The following is a 23,624-nucleotide window of genomic DNA, read 5'->3' as shown; positions in this document are numbered from 1 at the left end:
GCTCAAAGCCTTATCAGCCACCAGCTTAGCTGGTGGTTTTCTTGTTTTTCTCTTCGAGAAAAACTGGCTTGAAGCCATAACTAAAAAAAGAAGATCCTCATGGACCTTCTTTATATTTAAGTATAACTTAAATTATTTTACTGTGCGGATACGCATAGTGTTTGTACCACCTGTACCTACTGGAACACCAGCAACGATAACAATGTTATCACCAGATTCTACAAGACCTGATTCCAATGCAACTTTTTCAGCAACATCAAACATATCATCAGTTGAGCTTGGTTTTTCAGTAACTACTGGAATAACACCCCAGTTAAGCATCAATGATTTTTGAGTAATTTCATCGAATGTTACAGCCAAGATATCAGCTTCTGGACGGTATTTAGAAATCAAACGAGCAGTGTTACCTGATTCAGTAAGAGCAACAACAAGTTTGATATCCATTGAGTTAGTAGCATCTTTAACAGCAGACGCAACTACTTCAGTCTTAGTTGAACGGTCAAATGTTGATGAATCAAGACGTCCATACTCTTTAAGAAGAGTTTGAGCGTTTTTATCAATTGTAGCCATTGTACGAACTGATTCAACTGGGTATTTACCATTTGCAGACTCACCAGAAAGCATTGTAGCATCTGTACCATCGATAACTGCGTTGAATACGTCAGATACTTCAGAACGAGTTGCACGTGGTTTTTCTGTCATTGTTTCAAGCATGTTAGTAGCTGTAACAACAACTTTACCAGCAGCGTTTACTTTAGTGATGATCATTTTTTGGTAAACTGGTACCATTTCGAATGGTACTTCGATACCCATGTCACCACGAGCGATCATGATACCGTCAGCAGCTTCGATGATTTCATCGATGTTATCGATACCTTGTTGGTTTTCGATTTTAGCCAACAATTGAACGTGACCGTTACCAGTTTCTTCACAGATAGCACGAACTTCTTGTACGTCTTTTGCTGTACGTACAAATGAGATAGCGATAAAGTTAAGACCTTGTTCAAGACCAAAACGGATATCAGCGTTATCACGTTCAGCAAGTGCTGGGAAAGGAATTTTAGTGTAAGGGATGTTTACACCTTTTTGTTTAGCGATGATACCATCATTTTCAACTTCAACGATGAATTCACGTTTTTCAGCATCTTTGTCTACAACACGAAGACCAAGTTTACCATCATCGACAAGAACTTGTTTACCAACTTCTACATCGTCAAAAACGTCAAGTGCGCCTGCAACGTTCAAAGCGATAACGTCGCGAGTTGATTTGATACCTTGTTTAGTAGCAACACGAATTTGTTCACCAGTTTTGTATGCATACTCTTTAGCATCACCTTCGAACAATTCTGTACGGATTTCAGGTCCTTTTGTATCAAGAAGGAAACCTACTTTTTGACCAGCAAGATCTTCTGCCATACGAACGACATCCATACGTTCACCTTGTTCAGCGTGGTCACCATGTGAGAAGTTGAAACGGAAAACGTTAGCACCTTCCTTGATCAATTGAGCAATGTTTTTAGCAGATGCTTCACGGTCAAGTTTTTCACCCCAGTAACCATCTTCACCAAATTTTTTGCCGCCACGGATTTCAACCGCAGGACCAAGTGTTGCAACGATTTTTACACGTTTATTCATGATAAATAAAACTCCCTTATATTTTTTGTCGCCTTAGCGACGGATTAACAATAATTTAAGTAACTGAGATTAGCTCAAGTTAGACAATGAACGGTTAAGGTCTGCAAAGTCAAGACGAGCTTTGTGCGGATTGTTAACGATAATTTTACCGTCTTCAGTAAGACTGAACAAAGCACCTTCTTCTGCCGTACCAAGGATTGGGCTTTCAACAAGCTCTTCATTGTGGATACCAACAGCTACACCACCAATACCTTGTTTAAGGAGGTCAACCGCATGCGCACCCATCCATGAAGCAAGAACACGATCACGCGCAGTTGGTGTACCACCACGAACCACGTGTCCAATGTTTGTTGCACGAAGATCTGAAGTGTCTCCAGCTTCTTTCATTTTAGCTGCAAATTCTTCAGCACCCATAACACCTTCAGCAAGTACGATTACGTGGTGAGTTTTAGCACCTGATTCGTAACCTTCTTTAACTTTACGGACAACTTCATTGATGTCGTACTCTTCTTCAGGTACGATAATTTGGTCTGCACCAGAAGCAATACCAGCCCAAAGAGCGATATCACCAGCATTACGTCCCATAACTTCAACGACAAAAGTACGTCCATGACTGAAAGCAGTGTCTTGAATTTTATCGATAGCTTCTGTTGCTGTTGCAACAGCAGTATCAAAACCAATTGTGTAGTCTGTACCAACGATATCATTATCGATAGTTCCAGGAAGACCAACTGCTGGGAAACCATGTTCAGTCAAACGCATAGCACCATGGTAAGAACCATCTCCACCAATAACTACTACACCTTCGATTCCATGTTTTTTAAGTTGCTCAATACCTTTAAGTTGACCCTCAAGTTGGGCAAACTCAGGATAGCGAGCAGACTGAAGGAAAGTACCACCACGGCTGAGGATGTTGTCTACGCCTTTGGCATCAAGTTGGAAGATATCTCCTTCAACCATACCAGCGTATCCACGGTTAATGCCGAATACTTCAATTCCTTCAGAAATTGCTTTGAGAACAACCGCACGAGCGGCAGCGTTCATACCAGGGGCATCTCCACCACTAGTCAAAACAGCAATACGTTTCATTATTCCTGATACTCCTTTTATATATTTAACATTTTCATTATAACACAAAGAATTCTAAATGGCTTTAAATTTGAAAAGTTTTATCGTTTTTTTTTAATGTAAAACCGTTTTTAACACAAAAGGCGCTAATTCCATACTGAGTTCTTCGTTCTTAGACACTTTATATCGTTGACTAACTATTGTTTCCTTGCTTCCCTGATAACGAATAACCACAGGAATATGTCCAGGATACTTGGCTAAAATTTGAGAAACTTCTACATCTTTATTATGATTCTCTAGTAAAATCCAAAAACGCTCAGTACTAGCCTCCTCTATATTTGACAAAATTAATTGAAGACGTCCGTCGCGCTCCTGAGTTCGTCCCTCTAGATAAAAGAGACCACCTTCTTTTAACTTACCTTTATGATAGAAATAAGTTTCTGGAAAAAGAGTGACATCCAGTTTATTCACCCCATCAAAAACGCTTAGAAAAGCCATCTGGTCTCCCTTTTTCGTTCTGATAATGCGAACTGATTCAAGCTGAACCAAAACTGTAGCCTTACTGTTCAAAGACAACTCAGAAATTGGTTGGTAGGGCCGTGATGTCATTTTTTGAGCTAAATGTAATGGATGTGTACTAAGCCCAACACCTAGTAAATCCTGCTCTATACTGTAGCGTTCTGTCTGACTATAGTCTTCATACTCCACCCAAGAATAAGAGGACTCTGCAAACAAGCTTCCTAACTCATTGACAAAAGTAAAGAGGTTGCTTAAATTACCAATAATTTTCTGACGGTTTGGTTCAAAAATATCAAACAAACCAATCTGAATGAGGGGTGTCAAAATATCGACTTTCTGATATTTGCTAGGAATACGTGTCAAAAAGTCTTCTATAGAAATATATTTGCCATTTTGTTTGCGATCTTCAATAATCCAAAGGGCAAAATCTCTTGGTAATCCTTTGATAGTCTTAAGGCCTAATACGATCTTGCCATCTGAAATCTTGTCCAGATAGGGAATCCTATTAATATCGAGGCTAGCTAGGGAGAAGCCATTTTCAATTGCATCCTTAATGTAATCACTAGACGAATAATTTAACATGATGTCATAGAATATCTGTGAGTAGTGCGTTTTGAAATAAGCTAACTGAAAAGCCAAAGCTGAGTAGGCATAGGCATGACTTCTATTAAAGCCATAACCTGCAAACTTAGCCATCATACTAAAGAGTCGTTCAGCAATCTGTGGGTCACGTCCCAACTGACGACTTCCTTCCATGAATTCTTCGGACATCTTGGACATTTCATTGGCATCTTTTTTAGACATCGCTCGACGAAGTAAATCGGCTTTTCCAAGGCTAAAGCCAGCAAATACTTGGGCAATCTGCATAACCTGCTCCTGATAAAGCATGATGCCATAGGTAGGTTCAAGAATTGGAGCAACCACTGGGTCAATGAGATCAACTTTCTCCTTACCATATTTACGAGCGATAAAATTATCTGTATAATCGCTAGCTCCTGGACGGTTAAGAGAGGTAGTTGCTACTACTTCTTCGAACTTAGTAGGTTTAATCCGTTTAAGGAGATTTATAGCACCTGCCTGCTCGAACTGAAAAATCCCCTTGGTCTTGCCACTAGCAAAAAGCGCTAGGGTTTGTGAATCTTCCAAGTCAATGGATTTGATATCAATAGCGATTCCCTGTTCTTCTTCTAGCTTCTCCTTCATTTTTTGAACAAAGGTCAAATTACGGAGACCCAAGAAATCCATCTTAAGCAAGCCATTGGCCTCAACTGCGGAGGCATCGTACTGAGTAACCATCATATCCTCACCAGCTTTTAGCGGAATATGGTTGGTCAGGTCATCATCACTCATCACTATACCAGCAGCATGGATTGAAGTCTGTCTTGGCTTGCCTTCAATAGCCTTAGCAATTTCAAAAGCCCTCTGAAATTCCTGTCTCTGGTTAATCAACTGTCTAAATGACATATTCTTCTCATAGACAGAAGTCAGATTGTCACGAAAAGAAATCTTTTTACTTAGTTGGGACAGTTCAAATTCCTTAGCACCAAAACGTTTAAAAACATCTCGAATAGCCTGTTTGGCTCCAAAGGTTGAAAAAGTAACAATCTGAGCAGAGTGTTTACTACCATAACGGTCCCTAACATAATGAAGAAACTCGCTTCGATAAATATCGGGCAAGTCAATATCAATATCAGGCATGCTATAACGCTCTTCATTTAGGAAACGCTCGAAAAGCAAGTCATTTTTAACGGGATCAATTCCAGTAATATCAAGGACATAGGCCACCAAGCTTCCTGCAGCAGAGCCACGCCCCATTCCCATATAATAACCGCGACTGCGACCAAAACGTAACAAATCCCAAACAATCAAGAAATAGTCATCAAAACCCATTTGATGTATTATTGACAATTCCTTGTCTAAACGTTCCTGATAAACTGGTTCTCTTAACGCTTTACTATCCAATCCAGATTGAGCTAATTGACGCAATTGATCAACAGCAGGCATATCTCGATTAAAACGTGGAAGCTTCAAATCCGTATCAAATTGATAAGTAATGTCTGAAACAAGTTGCTCCAAATTGTTCAAAGCCTCTGGAAGCTTACTATAAGCTTCTTCCATTTCTTTAGCCGAGAAGAGGAGCTGATTCATAGGACAAATAGAGGCCTCTGACAAGGAAACGTTTTGTGAGATGGCATGCAACATCTGTATCGTCGAGCGGTCTGCATTCTCAAAATAACGCACTGTATGTAAAGGAACCACAGGATAATCGAACTCTTTACCAGCATCCTCAGGTCTTACCCCAATGAAAACTTCTGAGCCAAGACACATCCCGGGCTCCCAGTCTTCACTCGGAAGAATGAGGGCAATAGCATTTAGATAGTCCGAAAAAGCTGTAAATTCACGCTGTCCTGAGGAGAGCTCTGTCGCCAACTTCATCAAATTTTTATAGCCTTGATTATTTTTAGCTAATAGACGAAAAGGAATTCTTCTTCCCTCGTAAAATAGATTAGCTTCCATACCAATCAAAGGACGTAAACCGTTTCTACTTGCAAGCTGGGCAAAATGATAAGCAGCATAGAGATTGTCACGATCCATCAAACCAAGGGATTGATAGCCAAGCTCTTTGGCACGCTTAATGTAGGTGGTCAAATCTACAACACTATCCATGAAACTATAGACGGATTTTGTATCCAATTGTGCAAACATGAAGGCCTCCTTTCAAAATTATTTTTTTCAAATAATAATTTAGTTTTCTAGAAAAAATCAAAGAAACCTATTCAAATAGTATTATATCACAAGTTTTTAAGCATATTAAAAGCAGAACCAGAGGTCCTGCTTTCTTGAAGACATTATTTTCTTAATAATACTCACCTTGACGGTAGTTCCAAGAATTAAAGTGGTCTGAAAGGTGCATCATAATTTTATCTATATCAAGACCTTTACGGATAACTACTGGACATGGTTCTACTGAACGGCTTCCCTCACCTTGTTCAGGAATTAATTTACCGTCTGCATCAACCATTGATACCATAACACCTTGTTCATAACGTGTTTCAACAGTTTTATCAGGCTGGATTGACGCAACGTATTCATCAGCTTCAATGACAAGGTCAACAGCATTTTCAATACGTTCACCAATACCTTCAACCTTACCACGGTTACCTTTACCTGAAGGGTTTGCTGATGAAGCGTAAACCATCTTACCTTCTTTTTCCCACATTTCTTTGGCAATTTGCTCACCAGCTTTACCAAATTTAATAACGAAACATGATGTTCCACGTACATCAGTCATAAGCTCTTCACGGCCATCACCAAATGCTTGGAGTTTTGCGTAAGCATCCTCACGCCACGGAAGAATACATCCAAGAAGGATATCTTCATCCCAGTGCTTTTGATAGAAAGCATCAATTTCAGGAGTCAATTGTGCCAATGCACGCAACTCATCCATGCTTCCGCAAAGAACAACACCTGGTTTGTTACGGTTACGTTCTTTAGCTTCGAATTTACGTTCCAAACCAGCTTTATCGCTAGTCATAATAATGTAACCAACTTTAGTTGGTGTAACGATACATCCACCTTCACCTTTAAGAATTTCAAAACCTTCTTGGTTAAGGTTACCATCCCATTGGACATGTTTAGTCATAATGTGTGTTCTCCATCTAATTTATAATACATATATTTTATCATGTTCATAGCTATCAGGCAAGTAATTTTCGGAATATTCGAAAATATAAGACTATTACTGCCAATAGCTTGGACGATGTTTTTCGTACTCGGTGATCAAATCCTCGTACTGCAGGGTAATCCCTATATCATCTAATCCATTTAAAAGTTTATGTTTCCATTCACCATCAATTTCGAAAGTGAACTCACCAACCGGTGAAATAATTTTTTGTTGTTCTAAGTCTACCGTCACTTTATCAGTAGGTTTTAATTGTTCCAATTTTTGACGTACTTCTATCGGTTGAACAATTGGTAACATCCCATTATTAAGTTCATTATTATAGTGAATGTCTCCGAAGGAACCTGCAATAACAACTTTAAATCCGTAGTCAGATAGGGCCCACGCAGCATGTTCACGAGATGAACCTGCACCGAAATTATCACCTGTTATTAAAATAGTTGCTTTACGATATTCAGCTCTGTTAAAAACAAAATCAGGATCCTCAGTGTATTTGTCATCTTTATAACGCCAAGCATACATCAAATATTTTCCAAAACCTTTTTTGTCAATCAGTTTGAGAAACTGTTTGGGAAGAATCTGGTCGGTATCGATGTTATCATTCATCAATGGAACTGTCGTTCCGGTATAAATGGTAAATTTTTCCATGTTTCCTCCTTATTGTACTTCTGGCATTTGGCGAACATCAACGAAACGTCCGGCGATAGCTGCTGCCGCTGCCATTGCAGGACTGCAAAGGTGTGTTTTTGCTCCAAACCCCTGTCGATCCTCAAAATTTCGATTACTTGTTGAAGCACAATGGACCCCATCAGGCACTTTATCTGGATTCATTCCAAGACACATCGAGCATCCTGGGTCTCTCCATTCAAAACCAGCATCTTTAAATATCTTATCCAATCCAATTTTCTCTGCAGCTTGTTTAACAGGTCTTGAACCTGGAACCACAATAGCTGTCAAATTAGGGGCAATCTTCTTACCTTTAACAAATCTGGCTGCCAACTGCAAGTCACTCAAGCGAGCATTAGTACAAGACCCAATAAAGATATACCCAAGATCAATGTCTTCTGCTTTTTGACCCGGACGAAGATCCATATAATGGTATGCACGCTCATCATTCATATCTCGAACTTCAGGGAAAGGCGTATCAAAATCTACTCCCATAGACGGATTAGTTCCCCATGTGACCATTGGTGCCAACTCAGAAACATCCATACGAATGACTTTATCGTATTCTGCATCATCATCACTAACTAGTGTCTTCCAGTCAGCTACTGCTGCATCAAAATCCTCAGGAACACATTCTCGACCACGCATATAATCATATGTTGCTTGGTCTGGATTCATAATTCCCATTTTCGAACCAAATTCAATTGACATATTACAGATTGTCATGCGTTCTTCCATAGTCAAACGGTCAATTGCCTCACCGCGGTACTCTACAACATAACCCACTCCACAAGCAACCCCATATTTAGCAATCAAGGCGAGAATGTAATCTTTTGAATAAATGCCTTTCTGAGGCTTCCCAGTGAATTCTACCAACATCTTTTTAGGTTTGACTTGCCAAAGTGTCTGTGTAGCAAAGACATGCTCAACCTCGCTCGTTCCAATACCAAAGGCTATAGCTCCAAAGGCACCGTGGGTAGCTGTGTGGCTATCTCCACAAACAATAAACTTACCTGGTTGCGTACGTCCTGTTTCTGGACCAACCATATGTACGATTCCTTGCTTATCCGAACCATGTGCCGCATTGTCAATACCAAACTCAATGACATTTTCAGCAAGTTTATCAATTTGTGCCTTAGAAATAACATCTCTAATATCAAAGATATTCACAGTTGGAACATTATGGTCAAAGGTCCCAAAAGTCAGTTCTGGACGCCTTACTTTACGTCCAGCATCACGAAGACCTTGAAAAGCTTGAGGACTAGTCACTTCATGAATATAATGTTGGTCCACGTACATAAGTTGGGGTTGCCCCTCATCACCTGTAATTACGTGGCGTTCCCATAGTTTATCAAAAATTGATTTTCCGCTCATAAAATACTCCAAATATAATCTAAGGATTAGCTAATCCGAAAGTCTTGTTAGAATAAGGTATAAAAGAACGACATCTATAACAATACCTATAAGCCAACATAGCTTAAAATACCATTTGTTAATTTTATGTCTAAAAAGTTTTCCACCTAGAAATGCACCAATACCACCAAAGATCAGAGTCTGCAATAATAATGCCTTCTCAGAAATCCGTCTCTTATGTTGAATAGCCTTATGTTTATCAAGTCCATAAACGGATAAGACGACTAGATTCCACACCAACAAAACACTTAGTAACACTAATTTCAGTGTCATGATTTTAGAGATTGCCAATAATAGCTGCTGTCATTTCAGCAGTCGAAGCCTGACCACCCAAATCACGTGTCAAGATGCCTTGATTCAAGGTCTTATCAACAGCATTTTCAATCAATTCTGCCCCTTCAGTTTCATTGAAACTTTCACGTAACATCATAGCTACTGATAAAATCATTGAAATTGGGTTGGCGATACCTTGACCAGCGATGTCTGGTGCCGAACCGTGGATTGGTTCATAAAGACTTGGACCATCTTCAGAATGACTGGCAGATGGCATAACACCTAAAGTTCCTGGAAGGACACTTGATTCATCAGACAAGATATCTCCAAAAAGGTTTTCTGTCACAACCACGTCAAAACGAGCTGGGTTGGTAATCATAATCATTGCGGCACTATCAACAAGTTGGTGTTCAAGAGTTACATCTGGAAACTCCAAAGAAACTTCATCAGCAATCTTACGCCACAATTTAGAAGTTGCCAAAACATTTTGTTTATCAATGCTAGTGACCTTTTTGCCACGACATTGGGCAATCTTGAAGGCACGTCGCATGATACGACGAATCTCATCTGATGAATAATCATTGATATCATGAGCCTTATCTTCTTCGAGAATATGCTCACCAAAGTAAATACCCCCCGTAAGCTCACGAACAACGACAAAATCTACGCCTTCAATACGCTCAGGCTTAAGAGGTGACAAGTGTTTCAAAGCATCAAATATGCGGACAGGACGGATATTAGCAAAGAGATTTAACTCTTTACGAATGGCCAAAAGTCCTTGTTCAGGACGAACTGGCGCATTGTCATATTTAGGTCCACCAATTGCAGCCAAGAGGATAGCATCTGCTGATTTAGCAGCATCCAAAGTTGACTTAGGAAGTGGATGACCCTCAGCATCAATACCAGCACCACCAAAAGGTTTAGCATCAATATCATAATCAAATCCAATTTTTGAAGCTACTTTATCCAGAACTTCAAGACCTGCTGCCATAATCTCAGGTCCAATTCCATCACCTGAAAGTGTTATAATCTTTTTTGTCATGTTTAACTCCTCTTAGGCTTATGGAAGGTCACGGTAAGAAACTTTTCGTGCCATCTCACCAGCATTTTCTTTTTGAACCAGCGTATTCGCATTAATATAGGCAATTGCTGATGCTTTCAAGACATCAAAGTCCAAACCAGATGCATTGAAAATAGTATCTGTATCTACATTTTCGACAGTTACAAGTACACGAGCTTGTGCATCAATACCATCAGTTACAGCGTCAATATTATAAGAAGTCAAGCGAACTGTTTGGTTGAAGAATTTGTCAATAGCATTGAAAATAGCTTCAACTGACCCTTGGCCATTTGCCAAAAATTCTACAGATTCACCGTCTTCATTAGCCAAGCTTACTGTAGCAGTAATTGTTTCATCAGCATTAGTGGTCAAACGAAGATCTTCGAAGTGGAAACCTTCTGGATTATCTACACTAGTACCAGCAACAAGTGCACGAATATCTGCATCAGTAATATCATGTTTTTTCCCAGCCAAAATCTTAAATTTAGCGAAGAGTGGTTTGATATCTTCTTCAACAAAGTCAAGCTCAAGTTCTTTCAATTTTTCAACAAAGGCATGACGTCCTGACAATTTACCAAGAGGAAGACTGTTACTCTTCACACCTACCAATTCTGGTGTGAAGATTTCATAAGTTTGTGGGTTCTTAAGAACACCATCTTGGTGGATACCTGATTCATGAGAGAAGGCATTTCCACCAACAACTGCTTTATTTTTAGGAACAGGAATTCCAGAGAAGCGAGAAACAAGCTCTGAAGTATTCATTGTTTCATTAAGAACAATATCACTTGTTGCTTGGAAAAAGTCTTCACGAATTTTCAAAGCGACAGCTACTTCTTCAAGAGCAACATTACCCGCACGTTCACCGATACCATTAACAGTTCCCTGTACACGTCCAGCACCGTGTTTAATTGCTGTCAAAGTATTTGCAGTTGCCATACCGAGGTCATCGTGACAGTGAACACCAAAGACAACTTTATGGTCTGATTTAATATTTTCAGTCAAATGATCAAAAATACGTGCAAACTCTTCTGGAGTCGTAAATCCTACTGTGTCAGGAATATTAATATATGATGCACCAGCATCAACTGCTGTTTGAACAACTTCAGTCAAGAAATCAAGCTCAGTACGAGTAGCATCCTCTGGTGAAAACTCTACAACTTCAAATTTTGAACGTGCATATGATACATGCTCTTTTACAATTTCAAGAATTTCTTCTTTTGATTTATTAAATTTGAATTCACGGTGAATTGGGCTTGTTGCGATAAAGACATGAATTTGTGGATACTTAGCATCTTTCAAAGCTTCATAACAAGCATCAATATCAGATTTTACTGAACGAGCCAAACCAGTAACAGAAGTTGTTGTCATAGCTTCCGCAATTTGTTTTACTGCCTCAAATGAATCTGGACTAGCTGCAGGGAAACCTGCTTCGATTACAGAAATTCCCCATTTTTCAAGTTGCTTAGCAATGGCAACTTTTTCTTTGATTGAAAAGTTAACACCTGGTGTTTGTTCCCCATCACGAAGACTTGTATCAAAAAATTCAACTTTACGCATAGACATTCCTCTTTCTAAAAGTAAAAACGATAGTAGTAAAAAAACATCTCACTCGGAAACCCAAGCGAGATGTTTTTACCTCCCGCTTGGTAAGCCAAACAGGACTAATGCTTTTTGCACTAGCCCTCATTACGCAATAGCAAAGTTGTTGTAGTTGCGAATGTCATTTGACTCATTTCCTTTCGATGTATCTTGGTTAATATGATACATCTTTCCAACTTGAAAGTCAAGGAAAAATTACTGAATTGACTGACTTTTCTGACCACAATTTACATTTATTTTCAGTAAAAGAAAAAAAGCTGACCGAAGTCAACTTTTTTATTTGTTAATGATAACTACTTATCTCAGCTTATTTTCCGAGGTAGTATTCGTTAACAACGTTCAATTTTTCGTCAAATTCGAATACCAATGGTGGGAAGTTTGGAATTTCAACATCCATGATTTCGTCGTCTGACAATTGTTTGATGTGTTTAACAAGGGCACGGATTGAGTTACCGTGTGCACCTACGAATACGTTTTTACCATCTTTAAGAGCTGGAGCGATTTTATCTTCCCAGAATGGAAGGGCACGTTCCAAAGTAACTTTCAAGTTTTCAGCATCTGGAATTACTGAGTCATCAAGTGAAGCGTAACGACGGTCAGTGTGTGCTGAGTGCTCATCATCACGATCCATTGCTGGAGGCAATACATCGTATGAACGACGCCAGATGTGAACTTGCTCATCACCAAATTGTTCAGCAGCTTCTGCTTTGTTTTTACCAGTCAAACCACCGTAGTGACGTTCGTTCAAGCGCCATGATTTTTCAACTGGAACCCAAAGTTGGTCAGATGCTTCAAGAGCTAAGTTAGTTGTTTTGATCGCACGTTTCAATACTGAAGTGTATGCTTGGTCAAATTCGATACCAGCTTCTTTGATCAATTTACCAGCATCGATAGCTTGTTGAGTACCTTTTTCAGAAAGATCTACGTCAGCCCAACCTGTGAAAAGGTTAGCTTTGTTCCATTCAGACTCACCGTGGCGAGCGAAAACCAATTTTACCATTAGTTATGTCTCCTTTTTATTTTGGGTTATACCCATTTACTCTATCTATTCTACCCAAAAAACCTTGAAAAAGCTAGCAAAATCCAAGAAATTCTGTAAAATTCTATCGCTTCTTTCCTTAGCCAAAAGAGACTGTATCAGAATTTTGTTTTAGATATTTTTAGCTGTCCAACATTTCCTTGTTATAGGCCTCTTTTCATGCTAAAATGAGATGAAATAGTAACATTTCACTTTGTGATCTTTAAGGAGGATTTTATGGTTTCTACTGCTACAAAAGTTGGTCAGTTTTCATTTGCTAACTGTCTCATGAATGCTGCTGGTGTTCATTGTATGACTAAGGAAGAATTGGCAGAGGTTGAGGCTTCAGCCGCAGGCTCATTTGTCACAAAAACAGGGACACTTGAGGCCCGTCCTGGTAATCCTGAACCACGTTATGTGAATGTCCCTCTTGGGTCAATCAACTCAATGGGATTGCCAAATAACGGTTTTGAATACTACCTTGACTATGTCATTGAATTTCAAAAGCAAGCCAATACAAAAAATCATTTTCTTTCACTTGTTGGTCTCTCACCTAGGGAAACGCACACTATTCTTAAAAAAGTTCAAGATAGCGACTACGAGGGGCTTGTAGAACTCAACCTTTCATGTCCTAACGTTCCAGGTAAACCTCAAATTGCTTACGATTTTGAAACCACAACCGAGATCCTAACTGAGGTCTTCTCTTACTTTACGAAACCTCTTGGTGTGAAATTACCACCATACTTTGATATTGTCCACTTTGATCAAGCAGCTGCTGTTTTCAACCAATTCCCACTTGTCTTTGTTAACTGTGTCAACTCCATTGGTAATGGTCTTTACATTGAAGATGAGTCTGTTGTCATCAAACCTAAGAATGGTTTTGGTGGTATCGGTGGTGACTACATCAAACCTACTGCCTTGGCAAACGTTCATGCTTTCTACCAACGTTTGAAACCCGAAATCCAAATTATTGGTACTGGTGGTGTCAAATCTGGTCGTGATGCTTTTGAACACATCCTTTGTGGTGCAAGTATGGTGCAAGTGGGTACCGCCCTCCAAAAAGAAGGCGTCGCTGTTTTTGACCGTATTACTAAAGAACTCAAAGAAATCATGGAAGAAAAAGGTTACGAAACTCTTGAAGACTTCCGAGGAAAACTTCATTACATTGACTAGTCTATAAAAAAAGTTTGGAAGGTAATCCAAACTTTTTATTATTTGATGAGGATTCTCTTATTAGACAAGACCATCATCGTCACGTTCGTCCCAGTCTTCAAAAGGATCCTTGCCCCCTTTTTCAGCTTGAAGACGTTTCTGACGAGCTTCTTCGATTTGTTTTTCACTTGGTTTCATCAGTTTGCTAATAGCAACAATAGCTGATAACTTAATAACAGTAAAAACCAAAAGAAAGATCAATACCACTGTTATGGTTTTCATAGTTTTCCTTATATTTTTTTAATAAATCAAAACCCCTAACAGCTTAGGGGTTTTAACATTATTTAACTGCGTCTTTAAGAGCTTTACCAGCTTTAAATGCAGGAACTTTAGAAGCTGCGATTGAGATAGTTTCACCAGTTTGTGGGTTACGACCTTGACGAGCAGCACGTTCACGTACTTCAAAGTTACCGAAACCAATCAATTGTACTTTTTCACCTGCAGCAAGGAATTCTTCGATAGAAGCGAAAACTGCATCTACAGCTGCTGCTGAATCTTTTTTAGTAAGCTCAGTTGCTTCTGCAACTTTAGCGATCAAATCTTGTTTGTTAGCCATTGTAACAATCCTCCAATTTATTTCTAAGCGAATGATATTTTTAGCGCTTTGACAAATATTATCTTATCCTAAAAGCCTTATGAGGTCAAGTAATAAACGCTAATTTAATCGCTTTTTTGCAAAAAGTAAAGGCTTTTTAATTTATTGTCTTATAGGTGTCAAATTCGATACGGTCATTAACCAAATCAAGGCTTTGAGCACGTGCTGTTATACCCTTCTCATTCTTCATAGACTGAATATTTAGGGTAACCTTTCCCTTCTTACTGTCAATTACAATGTAATCAGGAAGTTTTGTTGAACGTTTAATCATATTAAGAGCATCTGAAACAGGGAGCTTCAAGGTTCCTGCCGAGAGCTCAGACACTTGAAGAACGACAGCACCCGACTCACTTACAAGAGGCGTAAAGTAAACATAGAGGGGTACTGCGTGACCTAAGACCTTATAACTACTCTCAAAAACAATTTTAGAATTAGTCACTTTGACCTTGAAACGCATCTTATCATTAGAATAATCTTGAGCAAATCCTGTAAGAGCTGCGTTAAGCTCTTCTTTACTCATACTATACTTTCCAATTTTAGTAGCTCCTTTAGGTAAGGACACTGAGCTCGTTTCGACTGGTGTCATTATTCTAACCGTCACGACACTAATTAAGGCTAGATTTAAGGCTAAAAGTCCCAAAAATAACCATTTCCATACCTTACTCACCTGACCACTCCTTTTTTGTTTGATTTATACGTTTCAAAATCGCATCCGACATAATTTGATAACCTGTGTTGTTGGGATGAAAATGATCATCCTCAAATAGGGCATCGTTTAAACTATCTTGGGATGATTTGGTAGACTGTGATGTTTCATCAGAGCTCGTCACTCCTCCCTTACCATCAATTCCCTTATAAAGCAGATCGTTAACTGGAACAAAGTAGACATTGTCGTACTCCTTACATACTTCTTTGGTAGACTGGTTCCAATTATCAACAATGGTTTGCATTTCTGTCATCTCTGGAAAATTAAGATAAAACGGATTGTAAATACCAACAATATAAATCGGTAAAGTTTTATTATCCTTACGAGCTAGCTCAATAATATGTCGCAATCTCCTTTGATAATCCACAGCAGGTTTGCTAAAGGTATTCACATTAAGATTGGTGATATTATCCTTAATGACATGAATCACATCATTTCCACCAACAGTCAAAGTCATCAATTTTGCCTTTTTTAAATCCCTTTTGATATCCTTCTTTTCCTGCATCCTCTTGAGGATTTGATTGCTGGTGTTTCCTGCGATACCATAGTTGCGAGAAGTCACTTGCCAATTAAAATCTGACTCTAAAGCCTGAGATAAAACAGGAACGAAGCCCCCTTGATTACTGCTATCACCCACACCTTGAGTAAGTGAGTCTCCAATGGCCACATAAGTTACCTTTTCTTTTTTTACAGACCTTATCTTGTCAGCAATCTTTGATGACTGATGACTGCTTGGTACAATAAAAACGAATAGCCCCACGAATAATAGGAAAAGCAAGAAGAAGCCTGCAAAGCTTCTAAGTAATTCTGATTCTTTCAATTTATTCATAGCGAACCATTATGGCAAAAGCACCTTCACCGGTATGTGTTTGAATGATGGAACCAGTCTCAAGAATTGAAATTGGAGCACCCAGAACTTCAAGTTTTGAAGCAAATTCATGTGCCAACACAGGAGTTCCAGCATAAGAAACACCTATCTCAGCAACCTTGCGATCCTTGATAGCATCAATGTAAGAATCCAACCATTTCGTGAATGTCTTAGCACCACGACCCTTTGCAATAGTATTCAACTGATAGTCTTTCAACTCCATAATAACACGGATATTGAGCAATGAAGATAGTAGACCTGTTACACGTCCAATACGGCCACCTTTGACAAGATTCTCAAGGGTAGACACACCGATATGAAGTTCAGATTTACTTTTCACTTCTTCCACACGTGCTACAATCTCATCAAGACTAGCTCCTGCTTCGGCTAGTTTAGCTGCTTCAACAACTTGAAACTTGAGACACTGATCCGTAAAGCCTGAATCGATGACGGTTACATTAGTTCCTGAAAGGCTAGCTCCTTGACGCGAAGCCTCACATGTACCAGAAAGAGTATGCATAAGATGGATGGCCACAATTTGCTCTGCACCATCTTTAACCAATTTTTCATATGTCTCAGCAAACAACCCCACTGGTGGTTGGCTTGTCTTTGGTAACTCTTTACTATGCTTCATCATTTCCAGGAAACGACCTTCTTCACGAAGGTCACTATCTGAATAGATGACACCATCCACCATAACTGACAATGGAACGACAGTGATATTGTACTTTTCAACCAATTCTGGTTCAATCGTGATTGACGAATCGGTTACAATTCTGATTTTACTCATATTTCTCTCGCTTAACACAAATTTTTATTCTATTATAGCATGCCTAGAGAGGTTTTCCCAGCTCTTTTCCTAAACAGGTTCATCCACTTTTAATAAAGCTCTAGCTTGGCTCAAGGCTGCTTGCGTCACATTGTCACCCGCCAACATCTTAGCAATTTCTTGAACCCTTTCCTCAGGTGTTAAGAGACGAACATAGGATACAGTTGTCTCGTTATCACTTTCTTTAGAAATAAAGAATTGATAATCTGCAATAGCAATTACTTGAGGAAGGTGACTGATAGCCAATACTTGACCATGACTTCCAATCTTATGAATCTTCTGTGCGATAGCCTGGGCTACGCGACCTGATACTCCAGTATCAACCTCGTCAAAGACAATACTAGTTTTATCTTCTTTTCGGGCAAAGGCTGACTTAATGGCTAGCATAAGTCGAGATAATTCGCCACCTGAAGCTACCTTAACAAGCGGTTTAAAGCCTTCACCTGGATTGGTTGAAATATAAAACTCAACTTGCTCATTACCATCACGGTTAAATTTCCCCTTAGTAAAGGTAACTTTAAATTCAGCCTTATCCATGTAAAGGTCGAATAACTCGTTCTTAATCTCCGCTTCAAGAGCCTTAGCAATTTGATGGCGTGCCGTTTGTAGGGTCTCTGCAGACGCTAGCAGATCTTTTTCAAGTTGCTTAAGCTCTTGTTCCATGGCATCTGACGAACTGGAATTGCCAGTCAGAAGATTGTACTCTTTACTTGAATTTTCCAGATAATCTAGAACGTCATCAACAGTCCCACCATATTTACGAGTAATTGCATTAATCGTATCTAAGCGGTGTTCAATCTCTTGCAAACGTCCAGCATCAAAGTCCAAATTATCCAAAAGATCACCTAGTTGCTTAGTGACATCTTCCAGAACATAATAGGCTTCTGATAGATTTCCAGAGAGTTCTTTGTAATCAGAGTCATACTCTTCAAGAGACTGGAGGTCGTTCATGGCAGAACGGACATTTGAAAGGCTTGAAAAATCTTCATTATCCAGCATGACATAGGCATTCGTTAAGGTATCAGCAATCTGCTTATGATTAAGAAGTTTGTCTCGCTCCTTCATCAGAGCCAAATCTTCTCCTGATTTTAGAGAGACTGCTTCAATTTCTGCAATCTGAAATGCTAACATTTCAATTCGAGCCTTATGCTCCTGCTCATTTTTTTGCTTTTCAAGAACAGCTTTTCTTAACTCACGATAGCGGTCAAAATACTCTTGGTATTCTTTCTTTGTTTGGAAAAATTCCTTGTCACCAAAGGCATCAAGCATGGTAATATGCAGAGCAGGTTTCATAAGTTCTTCCTGGTCATGTTGTCCATGGATATCTACCAAGAAGTGCCCAACGGATTTAAGCGTCGTTAAATTGACCATCTGTCCATTGATGCGACTAACACTTCTACCATTTTGGAAGATTTCACGACGGATAATTAATTCATCCTCAACAGGAATCCCATTATCTTCCAAGATACTAACCAAGGCAGGATTTTGTTCGATTGAAAAGAAGCCCTGAATCTCCGCCTTAGGGGCTGAATGACGGACAACCTCGCTAGATGCCCGTGCCCCTAACATAAGATTCATAGCATCTATAATAATGGACTTACCAGCACCTGTTTCACCAGTAAGGACGGTCATCCCATTCTCAAAGTTTAGAGAAATCTCTTCAATAATTGCGAAATTCTTTATCGTAATTTCGAGAAGCATAGACCCTCCTAGTCTTCAACCCACTTAATGATTTGCCCCTGTAGTTCGATAGCTGCCAACTCTGACTGAGCCACTAAAAAGAGGGTATCATCGTCAGCAATCAAGCTAAAAATCAAATGCTTGTATTCATCCAAAAGAATCTTCTTGATGAGGCGGCTTGTCCCAGGTTGAACAACGATATTCATAAAGGCATGTTGACGATCAACACGCAACAAGCGACGGGGCGCAACAGATGTTCCACCTACTCGTCTAGGAACAGTTGAGAGCCCATAGATGTAAGAACCGTCTTCAGTTGGTACCTTGGTAATACCAATTTCATTGATATCACGCGATACAGTCGCTTGAGTAGCCTTTAATCCCTCATTTTGAAGTAATTTTACCAATTCTCCCTGAGTCGTAATTTTATTTTCTTGGACAATCTTTCGGATTAACTCCAAACGATCATTCTTCTTCATTCTTTTTAAACTCCTTATGTGCTTGTGCTACAACGTCCTTAATAGAGGTTTGAGCATCATTTTGAGGAGAACCTGTCTTCTCCAAGTGTGCAAGAAACTCAATGTTACCATGACCACCTTGGATAGGTGAAAAGTCCAGTCCTTTAACTGAAAAGCCATAGTCAACCGCAAAAGCTGTCACTGTTTCTAACACTTTTTCATGGACACTGCTTTCACGGACAATCCCGTTTTTCCCAATTTGTTCACGGCCCGCCTCAAATTGTGGTTTCACAAGAGCAACAACTTGCCCTCCATCAACCAATATCTTAGCCAAGGCCGGCAGAATCAAATTTAGCGAGATGAAACTGACATCGATTGATGCAAAAGACGGTAGTCCTTCTGTAAAATCAACAGGTTCAGCATATCGAAAATTATATTGCTCCATAGAACGAACACGCTCATCTTGACGCAATTTCCAAACCAACTGATTGGTACCAACATCCACAGCATAAACCAGTTTGGCCCCATTTTGAAGCATGACATCGGTAAATCCACCTGTTGAGGCACCGATATCGATGGTTGTCATATCTTCAACTGACAGATTGAATACTTTCAAAGCTTTTTCAAGTTTGAGTCCTCCACGGCTCACATACTTGAGTTTTTCTCCTTTAAGCTTCAACTCTGTGCCGTCGTCAATTTTTTCACCGGGTTTATCGTAACGTTCACCATTGATAACATTAACAACTAAACCAGCCATAACGCCACGTTTAGCTTGTTCTCGTGTTTCAAAAAGGCCTTGTTTATAAGCCAAAACGTCTACTCTTTCCTTAGGCATGGAGTCGTAACCTTTCTATGATTTCTATAATACTGTCTTTCTTGAAACCTTGAGTCTTAGCTAGATTTTGGAAAATAGCCTCCGCTTTATTAAGTGATTCCTCGAGGATAGCATGTGATTTTTCCAGACCAAGAAGAGCCGGATAAGTTGATTTTCCAGCAACTACATCTTTCCCAGGTGTCTTCCCAAGCTCTTCGAAATCAGCAGTCACATCCAAAATATCATCACGTACTTGAAAGGCAAGACCAATCAGGCGACCAGCTTCTTTCAGATTTTCCAAAACCTCTTGACTTTTTTGAGCAACAATACCAGCCGCTACAAACGGAAAGGTTAAAAGCTTCCCTGTCTTATGCTCATGAATTTGAGCCAGTTGCGATAAACCAAGTTCCTGACCTTCACCCTTCATATCCAGCATCTGACCACCAACCATACCGAAGGTACCTGAAGAATGAGACAATGCTTGAATCAATTGAACTCGAATTTCTGCTGATAGCTCTGTTTGTGCCAGGAGATCAAAGGGATCTAAAAAGAGAGAATCTCCAGCCAAGATTGCCGTTGCTTCATCAAATTTCTTATGGTTGGTTAAACGTCCTCGACGGTAATCATCATCATCCATGGCCGGCAGATCGTCGTGAATCAAACTTCCAGTATGAATCATTTCAAGACTTGCTGCAACATCGAAATGACTAGGAGTAAGCTCTAAACCAAACCCTTCAAGTAAATCTAAGAAAATCAGTGGACGAATACGCTTGCCTCCACTATCAACTGAATAAAGGATGGCAGTGATTAAATCACTTGATACAGGAAGATTCTTTTTTTGGTAGTAATCACGGATAGCCGCATCAATTTTATTTAGCTTGCTCATTAGGCATCCATTTCCGTTTCTGTCCCATCTGCTTTCATAACCTTAACTAGTGTCTTTTCAGCATCTTCCAAGGTCTTCTGCAAATCTTTAGACAAGGCCATACCTTTTTGGAACTCAGCAATAGCATCCTCAAGAGCAACATCACCTGTTTCAAGCTTAGTGACGATAGCTTCTAAGTCCTGTAAATTTTTCTCAAATGTTTTTTTAGTTGACATTTTTCACCTCTACTTCTAGTTCTCCATCTCTCATTTGGACGGTTAATTGATCACCTTCGGTAATATTCTTGCTACTTGTTAAAGGTTTATCATCTTTCTTGACAATAGCATAGCCCCTGGCAACAATACGGTTAGTATCTAGAGACAATAAGGCATCCTGTGCCTTTTCTAATCTCACACGGTTACCGTTAATGGTATTCTTGGTTGTAGTCACCAATAAACGCTGCAAAGACTCTCGACGGTCTTGGTAGTTCTGAACACTAGTCAGAAGATTTAAGCCTTGTAATCGTTGTCTCAAAAGCTCTGCTTCTTTTTGTTTACGTGTGAAATCTTGACTCATGAAGGTTTCAAGCCTTGTTGTTAGTCGATCCAACTTTTGTAGATAACCATCGTAAAGGCGTTCAGGTTGCCTAAAGACAACAGATTGTGACAATTTGGCCAAGCGTTCCTGGTTATACTGTATACGTCTCAAACAGGCTTGATAGGCTCTATTTTGTCTTTCACGAATCCAAACCAAGGTATCAGCCTTTGATACCGGAGTCGCAAGTTCTGCCGCTGCTGTAGGCGTAGCAGCCCTACGATCTGCAACAAAGTCAGCCAAAGTCGTATCTGTTTCGTGACCAACACTTGAAATCACAGGTAGACGACTCTCAAAAATCGACTGAACCACAATTTCCTCGTTAAATGCCCAAAGGTCTTCAATAGAACCTCCACCACGGCCAACGATAAGTAAATCTAGGTCATCCCTTTGATTGGCTTTTTGAATATTTTCAGCAATTTCCTGTGCAGCTCCTTCACCTTGAACCTTGGTAGGGAAAAGTAAGATTTCTACCCCAGGAAAACGACGACTAACGGTCGTAATAATATCTCGAATAACCGCACCACTAGGACTAGTGACAACCCCAATTTTTTTGACAAAATTAGGCAGAGCTTGCTTATGACGATCATCAAAGTAGCCTTCTACAGTCAATTTTTTACGAAGCTGTTCAAACTGGATGGCCAAAGCCCCAATACCATCAGGCTCAGCCTTCTCGATAATAATAGAATAAGAACCACTAGGCTCATAAATCTGGACACGACCAACGACATTGATCTTCATCCCTTCTTCGAGTTCAAAACCAAGCTTTTTAAAAACTCCAGCCCAAATCGTTGCCTGAATAACAGCCCCTTCATCCTTAAGCGAAAAATATTGGTGACTAGGGCGTCGACGAAAATTGGAAACTTGTCCCGTCAAAAACACCCTTTCCAAATAAGGATCACGGTCAAATTTCATTTTCAAATATTTGGTTAAGGATGTGACCGATAAATAGTCTGACACGACAACTCTCCTTTATTTAAGCTATCCTTGAAAACCTGAAGACATTAAAAAAGTTCTGTAGAACTATCATCCCCAAATCTTCTCAGTTAGCTTTTTAATTGTATACATGATTACTTAAAATTATACCAAAAAAGACTGTCAAAAGACAGTCTCAACCACCATTATCAGGTGTTTTATATGGTTTCATTAATCGGTTGTATAAGTTTTTGAAACGACGTCCCAAGAACCACTTGAACCGTCAATACCACCATAGGCTTCGAGTTGTCCCTTCTTATTTACACGGAAAAGAAGAACATCATTACCATAGGCATCATAAAGTTGAGCATAAACTAGGTTATCATCATCATCCGTCCATGAATAAACATTCCAACCTAAATTTTTATAATTTTCTCCAGTTGAACCTTGTTCTTTAGCATAAGTAGAAACTACCCAGTCTTCTAACTGTTGGTCAGACAAAGATGAGGTATCAACTTGAGGAGATTGATTATCTGATGATGATGCTTGTTCCTTACTTTTAGCTAACTGACCATTTTTCCATGGATTTGTTACACTCTCTTTTTGGTTATTACTATACCACATCAAGGTAACCACAGGAATAACCACTGCAAGTACTGCAACAACTCCAATTACCCATCTAATGATTTTAGGATCTTTGAGTTTATCAAAACTCGAAACTTTTCTTCCCTTTGTAGTTTCATTTTTACGACGTCTAAATTCGCTCACAGCTTTTTCCTCTTTTTCTTGAAAATAGTCCCTTTTTCTTTTCCTCTTGTTCCAAGAGTTTTTGCACTTTCCTACGACCCTACGGATCACTCGTTTGAGCCAATGAAATCTGCAACTGAAAAATACGATTATCTAAAGCTTGCTCATATTCTTTGGCTGCTTCTCTATCACCATTATCAGCTAAGGCTCTCAGATACCCTTCATTACCGAATTCAGCCATTCACTAAATCGCTCCTGCTTCTGAATCGTTTCTTCTATTTTCTTAAAGCCTGAGACTTTTGTCAAGTTACTAGTTTGTAACAAATTCTTACAGTTTTAAAAAGCCGAAGAAAACGGGCTCTATAATTTCTGTAGTGGGTAAAACCACTGTAGAGATTATAGAGCTTTTTG

The 23,624-nt window shown here is 39.4% G+C and carries 24 protein-coding genes; 1 reads left to right on the top strand and 23 read right to left on the bottom strand.

What is annotated here, in order from left to right; all coding sequences use genetic code 11:
- Window positions 1–132: 132 nt before the first annotated feature.
- The 10 genes from pyk to RDY04_RS08540 all read right to left on the bottom strand — a co-directional run bounded on the left by pyk (window position 133) and on the right by RDY04_RS08540 (window position 12,915).
- Window positions 133–1,635 carry a pyruvate kinase gene (gene pyk / locus RDY04_RS08585; RefSeq protein WP_004182640.1) on the bottom strand — a complete coding sequence of 501 codons (1,503 nt, stop codon included), beginning with the start codon at window positions 1,633–1,635 and terminating at the stop codon, window positions 133–135.
- A 69-nt stretch (window positions 1,636–1,704) separates the two neighbouring features.
- Complete coding sequence (gene pfkA / locus RDY04_RS08580; protein WP_117647029.1) at window positions 1,705–2,724, bottom strand: 6-phosphofructokinase; 1,020 nt, start codon at window positions 2,722–2,724, stop codon at window positions 1,705–1,707.
- Window positions 2,725–2,817: 93 nt separating this feature from the next.
- Window positions 2,818–5,928 carry a DNA polymerase III subunit alpha gene (locus RDY04_RS08575; protein WP_303953755.1) on the bottom strand — a complete coding sequence of 1,037 codons (3,111 nt, stop codon included), beginning with the start codon at window positions 5,926–5,928 and terminating at the stop codon, window positions 2,818–2,820.
- Window positions 5,929–6,079: 151 nt separating this feature from the next.
- A complete protein-coding gene (locus RDY04_RS08570; RefSeq protein WP_003092717.1) occupies window positions 6,080–6,865 on the bottom strand; it encodes an L-threonylcarbamoyladenylate synthase in 786 nt (261 codons plus the stop codon).
- Window positions 6,866–6,961: 96 nt separating this feature from the next.
- Window positions 6,962–7,552 (bottom strand): 3-isopropylmalate dehydratase small subunit, encoded by a 591-nt coding sequence (gene leuD / locus RDY04_RS08565; protein ID WP_303951457.1) that lies wholly within the window; start codon window positions 7,550–7,552, stop codon window positions 6,962–6,964.
- A 9-nt stretch (window positions 7,553–7,561) separates the two neighbouring features.
- Window positions 7,562–8,944, bottom strand: a complete 1,383-nt coding sequence (gene leuC / locus RDY04_RS08560; protein WP_303951459.1) for a 3-isopropylmalate dehydratase large subunit — start codon at window positions 8,942–8,944, stop codon at window positions 7,562–7,564.
- A gap of 30 nt (window positions 8,945–8,974) precedes the next feature.
- Window positions 8,975–9,256, bottom strand: a complete 282-nt coding sequence (locus RDY04_RS08555) for a DUF1294 domain-containing protein (RefSeq protein WP_211181136.1) — start codon at window positions 9,254–9,256, stop codon at window positions 8,975–8,977.
- Between the two features lie 4 nt (window positions 9,257–9,260).
- Complete coding sequence (gene leuB / locus RDY04_RS08550) at window positions 9,261–10,298, bottom strand: 3-isopropylmalate dehydrogenase (RefSeq protein ID WP_303951464.1); 1,038 nt, start codon at window positions 10,296–10,298, stop codon at window positions 9,261–9,263.
- An 18-nt stretch (window positions 10,299–10,316) separates the two neighbouring features.
- Window positions 10,317–11,873, bottom strand: a complete 1,557-nt coding sequence (locus RDY04_RS08545) for a 2-isopropylmalate synthase (RefSeq protein ID WP_139723823.1) — start codon at window positions 11,871–11,873, stop codon at window positions 10,317–10,319.
- A 349-nt stretch (window positions 11,874–12,222) separates the two neighbouring features.
- Entirely contained in the window at window positions 12,223–12,915 is a 693-nt protein-coding gene (locus RDY04_RS08540) for a phosphoglycerate mutase (protein ID WP_002884137.1), read from the bottom strand.
- 255 nt (window positions 12,916–13,170) lie between these two features.
- Between RDY04_RS08540 and RDY04_RS08535 the strand changes: the two genes are divergently transcribed.
- Complete coding sequence (locus tag RDY04_RS08535; protein WP_303951469.1) at window positions 13,171–14,106, top strand: dihydroorotate oxidase; 936 nt, start codon at window positions 13,171–13,173, stop codon at window positions 14,104–14,106.
- 60 nt (window positions 14,107–14,166) lie between these two features.
- Here RDY04_RS08535 and RDY04_RS08530 read toward each other — a convergent pair whose 3' ends face one another.
- The 13 genes from RDY04_RS08530 to RDY04_RS08470 all read right to left on the bottom strand — a co-directional run bounded on the left by RDY04_RS08530 (window position 14,167) and on the right by RDY04_RS08470 (window position 23,454).
- Window positions 14,167–14,367, bottom strand: coding sequence for a hypothetical protein (locus RDY04_RS08530; RefSeq protein WP_303951471.1), 201 nt, complete (start codon window positions 14,365–14,367; stop codon window positions 14,167–14,169).
- A gap of 58 nt (window positions 14,368–14,425) precedes the next feature.
- Window positions 14,426–14,701: an HU family DNA-binding protein gene (locus RDY04_RS08525; RefSeq protein ID WP_002950996.1), complete on the bottom strand. Its 276-nt coding sequence runs from the start codon at window positions 14,699–14,701 to the stop codon at window positions 14,426–14,428.
- A 136-nt stretch (window positions 14,702–14,837) separates the two neighbouring features.
- The gene (locus RDY04_RS08520; RefSeq protein ID WP_303951494.1) at window positions 14,838–15,407 is read right to left on the bottom strand and encodes a YpmS family protein; all 570 of its coding nucleotides are present in this window, start codon (window positions 15,405–15,407) and stop codon (window positions 14,838–14,840) included.
- Entirely contained in the window at window positions 15,400–16,275 is an 876-nt protein-coding gene (locus RDY04_RS08515) for an SGNH/GDSL hydrolase family protein (RefSeq protein WP_303951497.1), read from the bottom strand. Before RDY04_RS08515 ends, RDY04_RS08520 begins: the two co-directional genes overlap by 8 nt.
- Window positions 16,268–17,104: a DegV family protein gene (locus RDY04_RS08510; RefSeq protein WP_303951499.1), complete on the bottom strand. Its 837-nt coding sequence runs from the start codon at window positions 17,102–17,104 to the stop codon at window positions 16,268–16,270. The genes RDY04_RS08515 and RDY04_RS08510 overlap by 8 nt, the downstream gene beginning before the upstream one ends.
- Before the next feature lie 69 nt (window positions 17,105–17,173).
- Entirely contained in the window at window positions 17,174–18,844 is a 1,671-nt protein-coding gene (recN, locus tag RDY04_RS08505) for a DNA repair protein RecN (protein WP_303951501.1), read from the bottom strand.
- Between the two features lie 8 nt (window positions 18,845–18,852).
- Complete coding sequence (locus RDY04_RS08500) at window positions 18,853–19,299, bottom strand: arginine repressor (protein WP_303951503.1); 447 nt, start codon at window positions 19,297–19,299, stop codon at window positions 18,853–18,855.
- The gene (locus tag RDY04_RS08495) at window positions 19,286–20,113 is read right to left on the bottom strand and encodes a TlyA family RNA methyltransferase (protein ID WP_303951505.1); all 828 of its coding nucleotides are present in this window, start codon (window positions 20,111–20,113) and stop codon (window positions 19,286–19,288) included. Before RDY04_RS08495 ends, RDY04_RS08500 begins: the two co-directional genes overlap by 14 nt.
- Complete coding sequence (locus RDY04_RS08490; RefSeq protein WP_303951507.1) at window positions 20,106–20,978, bottom strand: polyprenyl synthetase family protein; 873 nt, start codon at window positions 20,976–20,978, stop codon at window positions 20,106–20,108. Before RDY04_RS08490 ends, RDY04_RS08495 begins: the two co-directional genes overlap by 8 nt.
- Window positions 20,978–21,193, bottom strand: coding sequence for an exodeoxyribonuclease VII small subunit (locus tag RDY04_RS08485; protein WP_303951509.1), 216 nt, complete (start codon window positions 21,191–21,193; stop codon window positions 20,978–20,980). Before RDY04_RS08485 ends, RDY04_RS08490 begins: the two co-directional genes overlap by 1 nt.
- On the bottom strand, window positions 21,183–22,511 hold the full coding sequence (xseA, locus tag RDY04_RS08480; RefSeq protein WP_303951512.1) for an exodeoxyribonuclease VII large subunit: 1,329 nt from the start codon (window positions 22,509–22,511) through the stop codon (window positions 21,183–21,185). The genes RDY04_RS08485 and xseA overlap by 11 nt, the downstream gene beginning before the upstream one ends.
- Before the next feature lie 186 nt (window positions 22,512–22,697).
- Window positions 22,698–23,234, bottom strand: a complete 537-nt coding sequence (locus RDY04_RS08475; protein WP_303951515.1) for a hypothetical protein — start codon at window positions 23,232–23,234, stop codon at window positions 22,698–22,700.
- Window positions 23,235–23,313: 79 nt separating this feature from the next.
- Window positions 23,314–23,454, bottom strand: coding sequence for a hypothetical protein (locus tag RDY04_RS08470; protein ID WP_303951518.1), 141 nt, complete (start codon window positions 23,452–23,454; stop codon window positions 23,314–23,316).
- Between the last annotated feature and the right edge of the window lie 170 nt (window positions 23,455–23,624).

The organism is uncultured Streptococcus sp. (assembly GCF_902463925.1).
Lineage (GTDB): Bacteria > Bacillota > Bacilli > Lactobacillales > Streptococcaceae > Streptococcus.
This window is presented reverse-complemented; position numbering and strand designations above follow the sequence as displayed.

Coding starts and splice junctions, on each gene's coding strand:
- pyk (WP_004182640.1), bottom strand. CDS start 1,635: ATGAATAAACGTGTAAAAATCGTTGCAACACTTGGTCCTGCGGTTGAA.
- pfkA (WP_117647029.1), bottom strand. CDS start 2,724: ATGAAACGTATTGCTGTTTTGACTAGTGGTGGAGATGCCCCTGGTATG.
- RDY04_RS08575 (WP_303953755.1), bottom strand. CDS start 5,928: ATGTTTGCACAATTGGATACAAAATCCGTCTATAGTTTCATGGATAGT.
- RDY04_RS08570 (WP_003092717.1), bottom strand. CDS start 6,865: ATGACTAAACATGTCCAATGGGATGGTAACCTTAACCAAGAAGGTTTT.
- leuD (WP_303951457.1), bottom strand. CDS start 7,552: ATGGAAAAATTTACCATTTATACCGGAACGACAGTTCCATTGATGAAT.
- leuC (WP_303951459.1), bottom strand. CDS start 8,944: ATGAGCGGAAAATCAATTTTTGATAAACTATGGGAACGCCACGTAATT.
- RDY04_RS08555 (WP_211181136.1), bottom strand. CDS start 9,256: ATGACACTGAAATTAGTGTTACTAAGTGTTTTGTTGGTGTGGAATCTA.
- leuB (WP_303951464.1), bottom strand. CDS start 10,298: ATGACAAAAAAGATTATAACACTTTCAGGTGATGGAATTGGACCTGAG.
- RDY04_RS08545 (WP_139723823.1), bottom strand. CDS start 11,873: ATGCGTAAAGTTGAATTTTTTGATACAAGTCTTCGTGATGGGGAACAA.
- RDY04_RS08540 (WP_002884137.1), bottom strand. CDS start 12,915: ATGGTAAAATTGGTTTTCGCTCGCCACGGTGAGTCTGAATGGAACAAA.
- RDY04_RS08535 (WP_303951469.1), top strand. CDS start 13,171: ATGGTTTCTACTGCTACAAAAGTTGGTCAGTTTTCATTTGCTAACTGT.
- RDY04_RS08530 (WP_303951471.1), bottom strand. CDS start 14,367: ATGAAAACCATAACAGTGGTATTGATCTTTCTTTTGGTTTTTACTGTT.
- RDY04_RS08525 (WP_002950996.1), bottom strand. CDS start 14,701: ATGGCTAACAAACAAGATTTGATCGCTAAAGTTGCAGAAGCAACTGAG.
- RDY04_RS08515 (WP_303951497.1), bottom strand. CDS start 16,275: ATGAATAAATTGAAAGAATCAGAATTACTTAGAAGCTTTGCAGGCTTC.
- RDY04_RS08510 (WP_303951499.1), bottom strand. CDS start 17,104: ATGAGTAAAATCAGAATTGTAACCGATTCGTCAATCACGATTGAACCA.
- recN (WP_303951501.1), bottom strand. CDS start 18,844: ATGCTTCTCGAAATTACGATAAAGAATTTCGCAATTATTGAAGAGATT.
- RDY04_RS08500 (WP_303951503.1), bottom strand. CDS start 19,299: ATGAAGAAGAATGATCGTTTGGAGTTAATCCGAAAGATTGTCCAAGAA.
- RDY04_RS08495 (WP_303951505.1), bottom strand. CDS start 20,113: ATGCCTAAGGAAAGAGTAGACGTTTTGGCTTATAAACAAGGCCTTTTT.
- RDY04_RS08490 (WP_303951507.1), bottom strand. CDS start 20,978: ATGAGCAAGCTAAATAAAATTGATGCGGCTATCCGTGATTACTACCAA.
- RDY04_RS08485 (WP_303951509.1), bottom strand. CDS start 21,193: ATGTCAACTAAAAAAACATTTGAGAAAAATTTACAGGACTTAGAAGCT.
- RDY04_RS08470 (WP_303951518.1), bottom strand. CDS start 23,454: ATGGCTGAATTCGGTAATGAAGGGTATCTGAGAGCCTTAGCTGATAAT.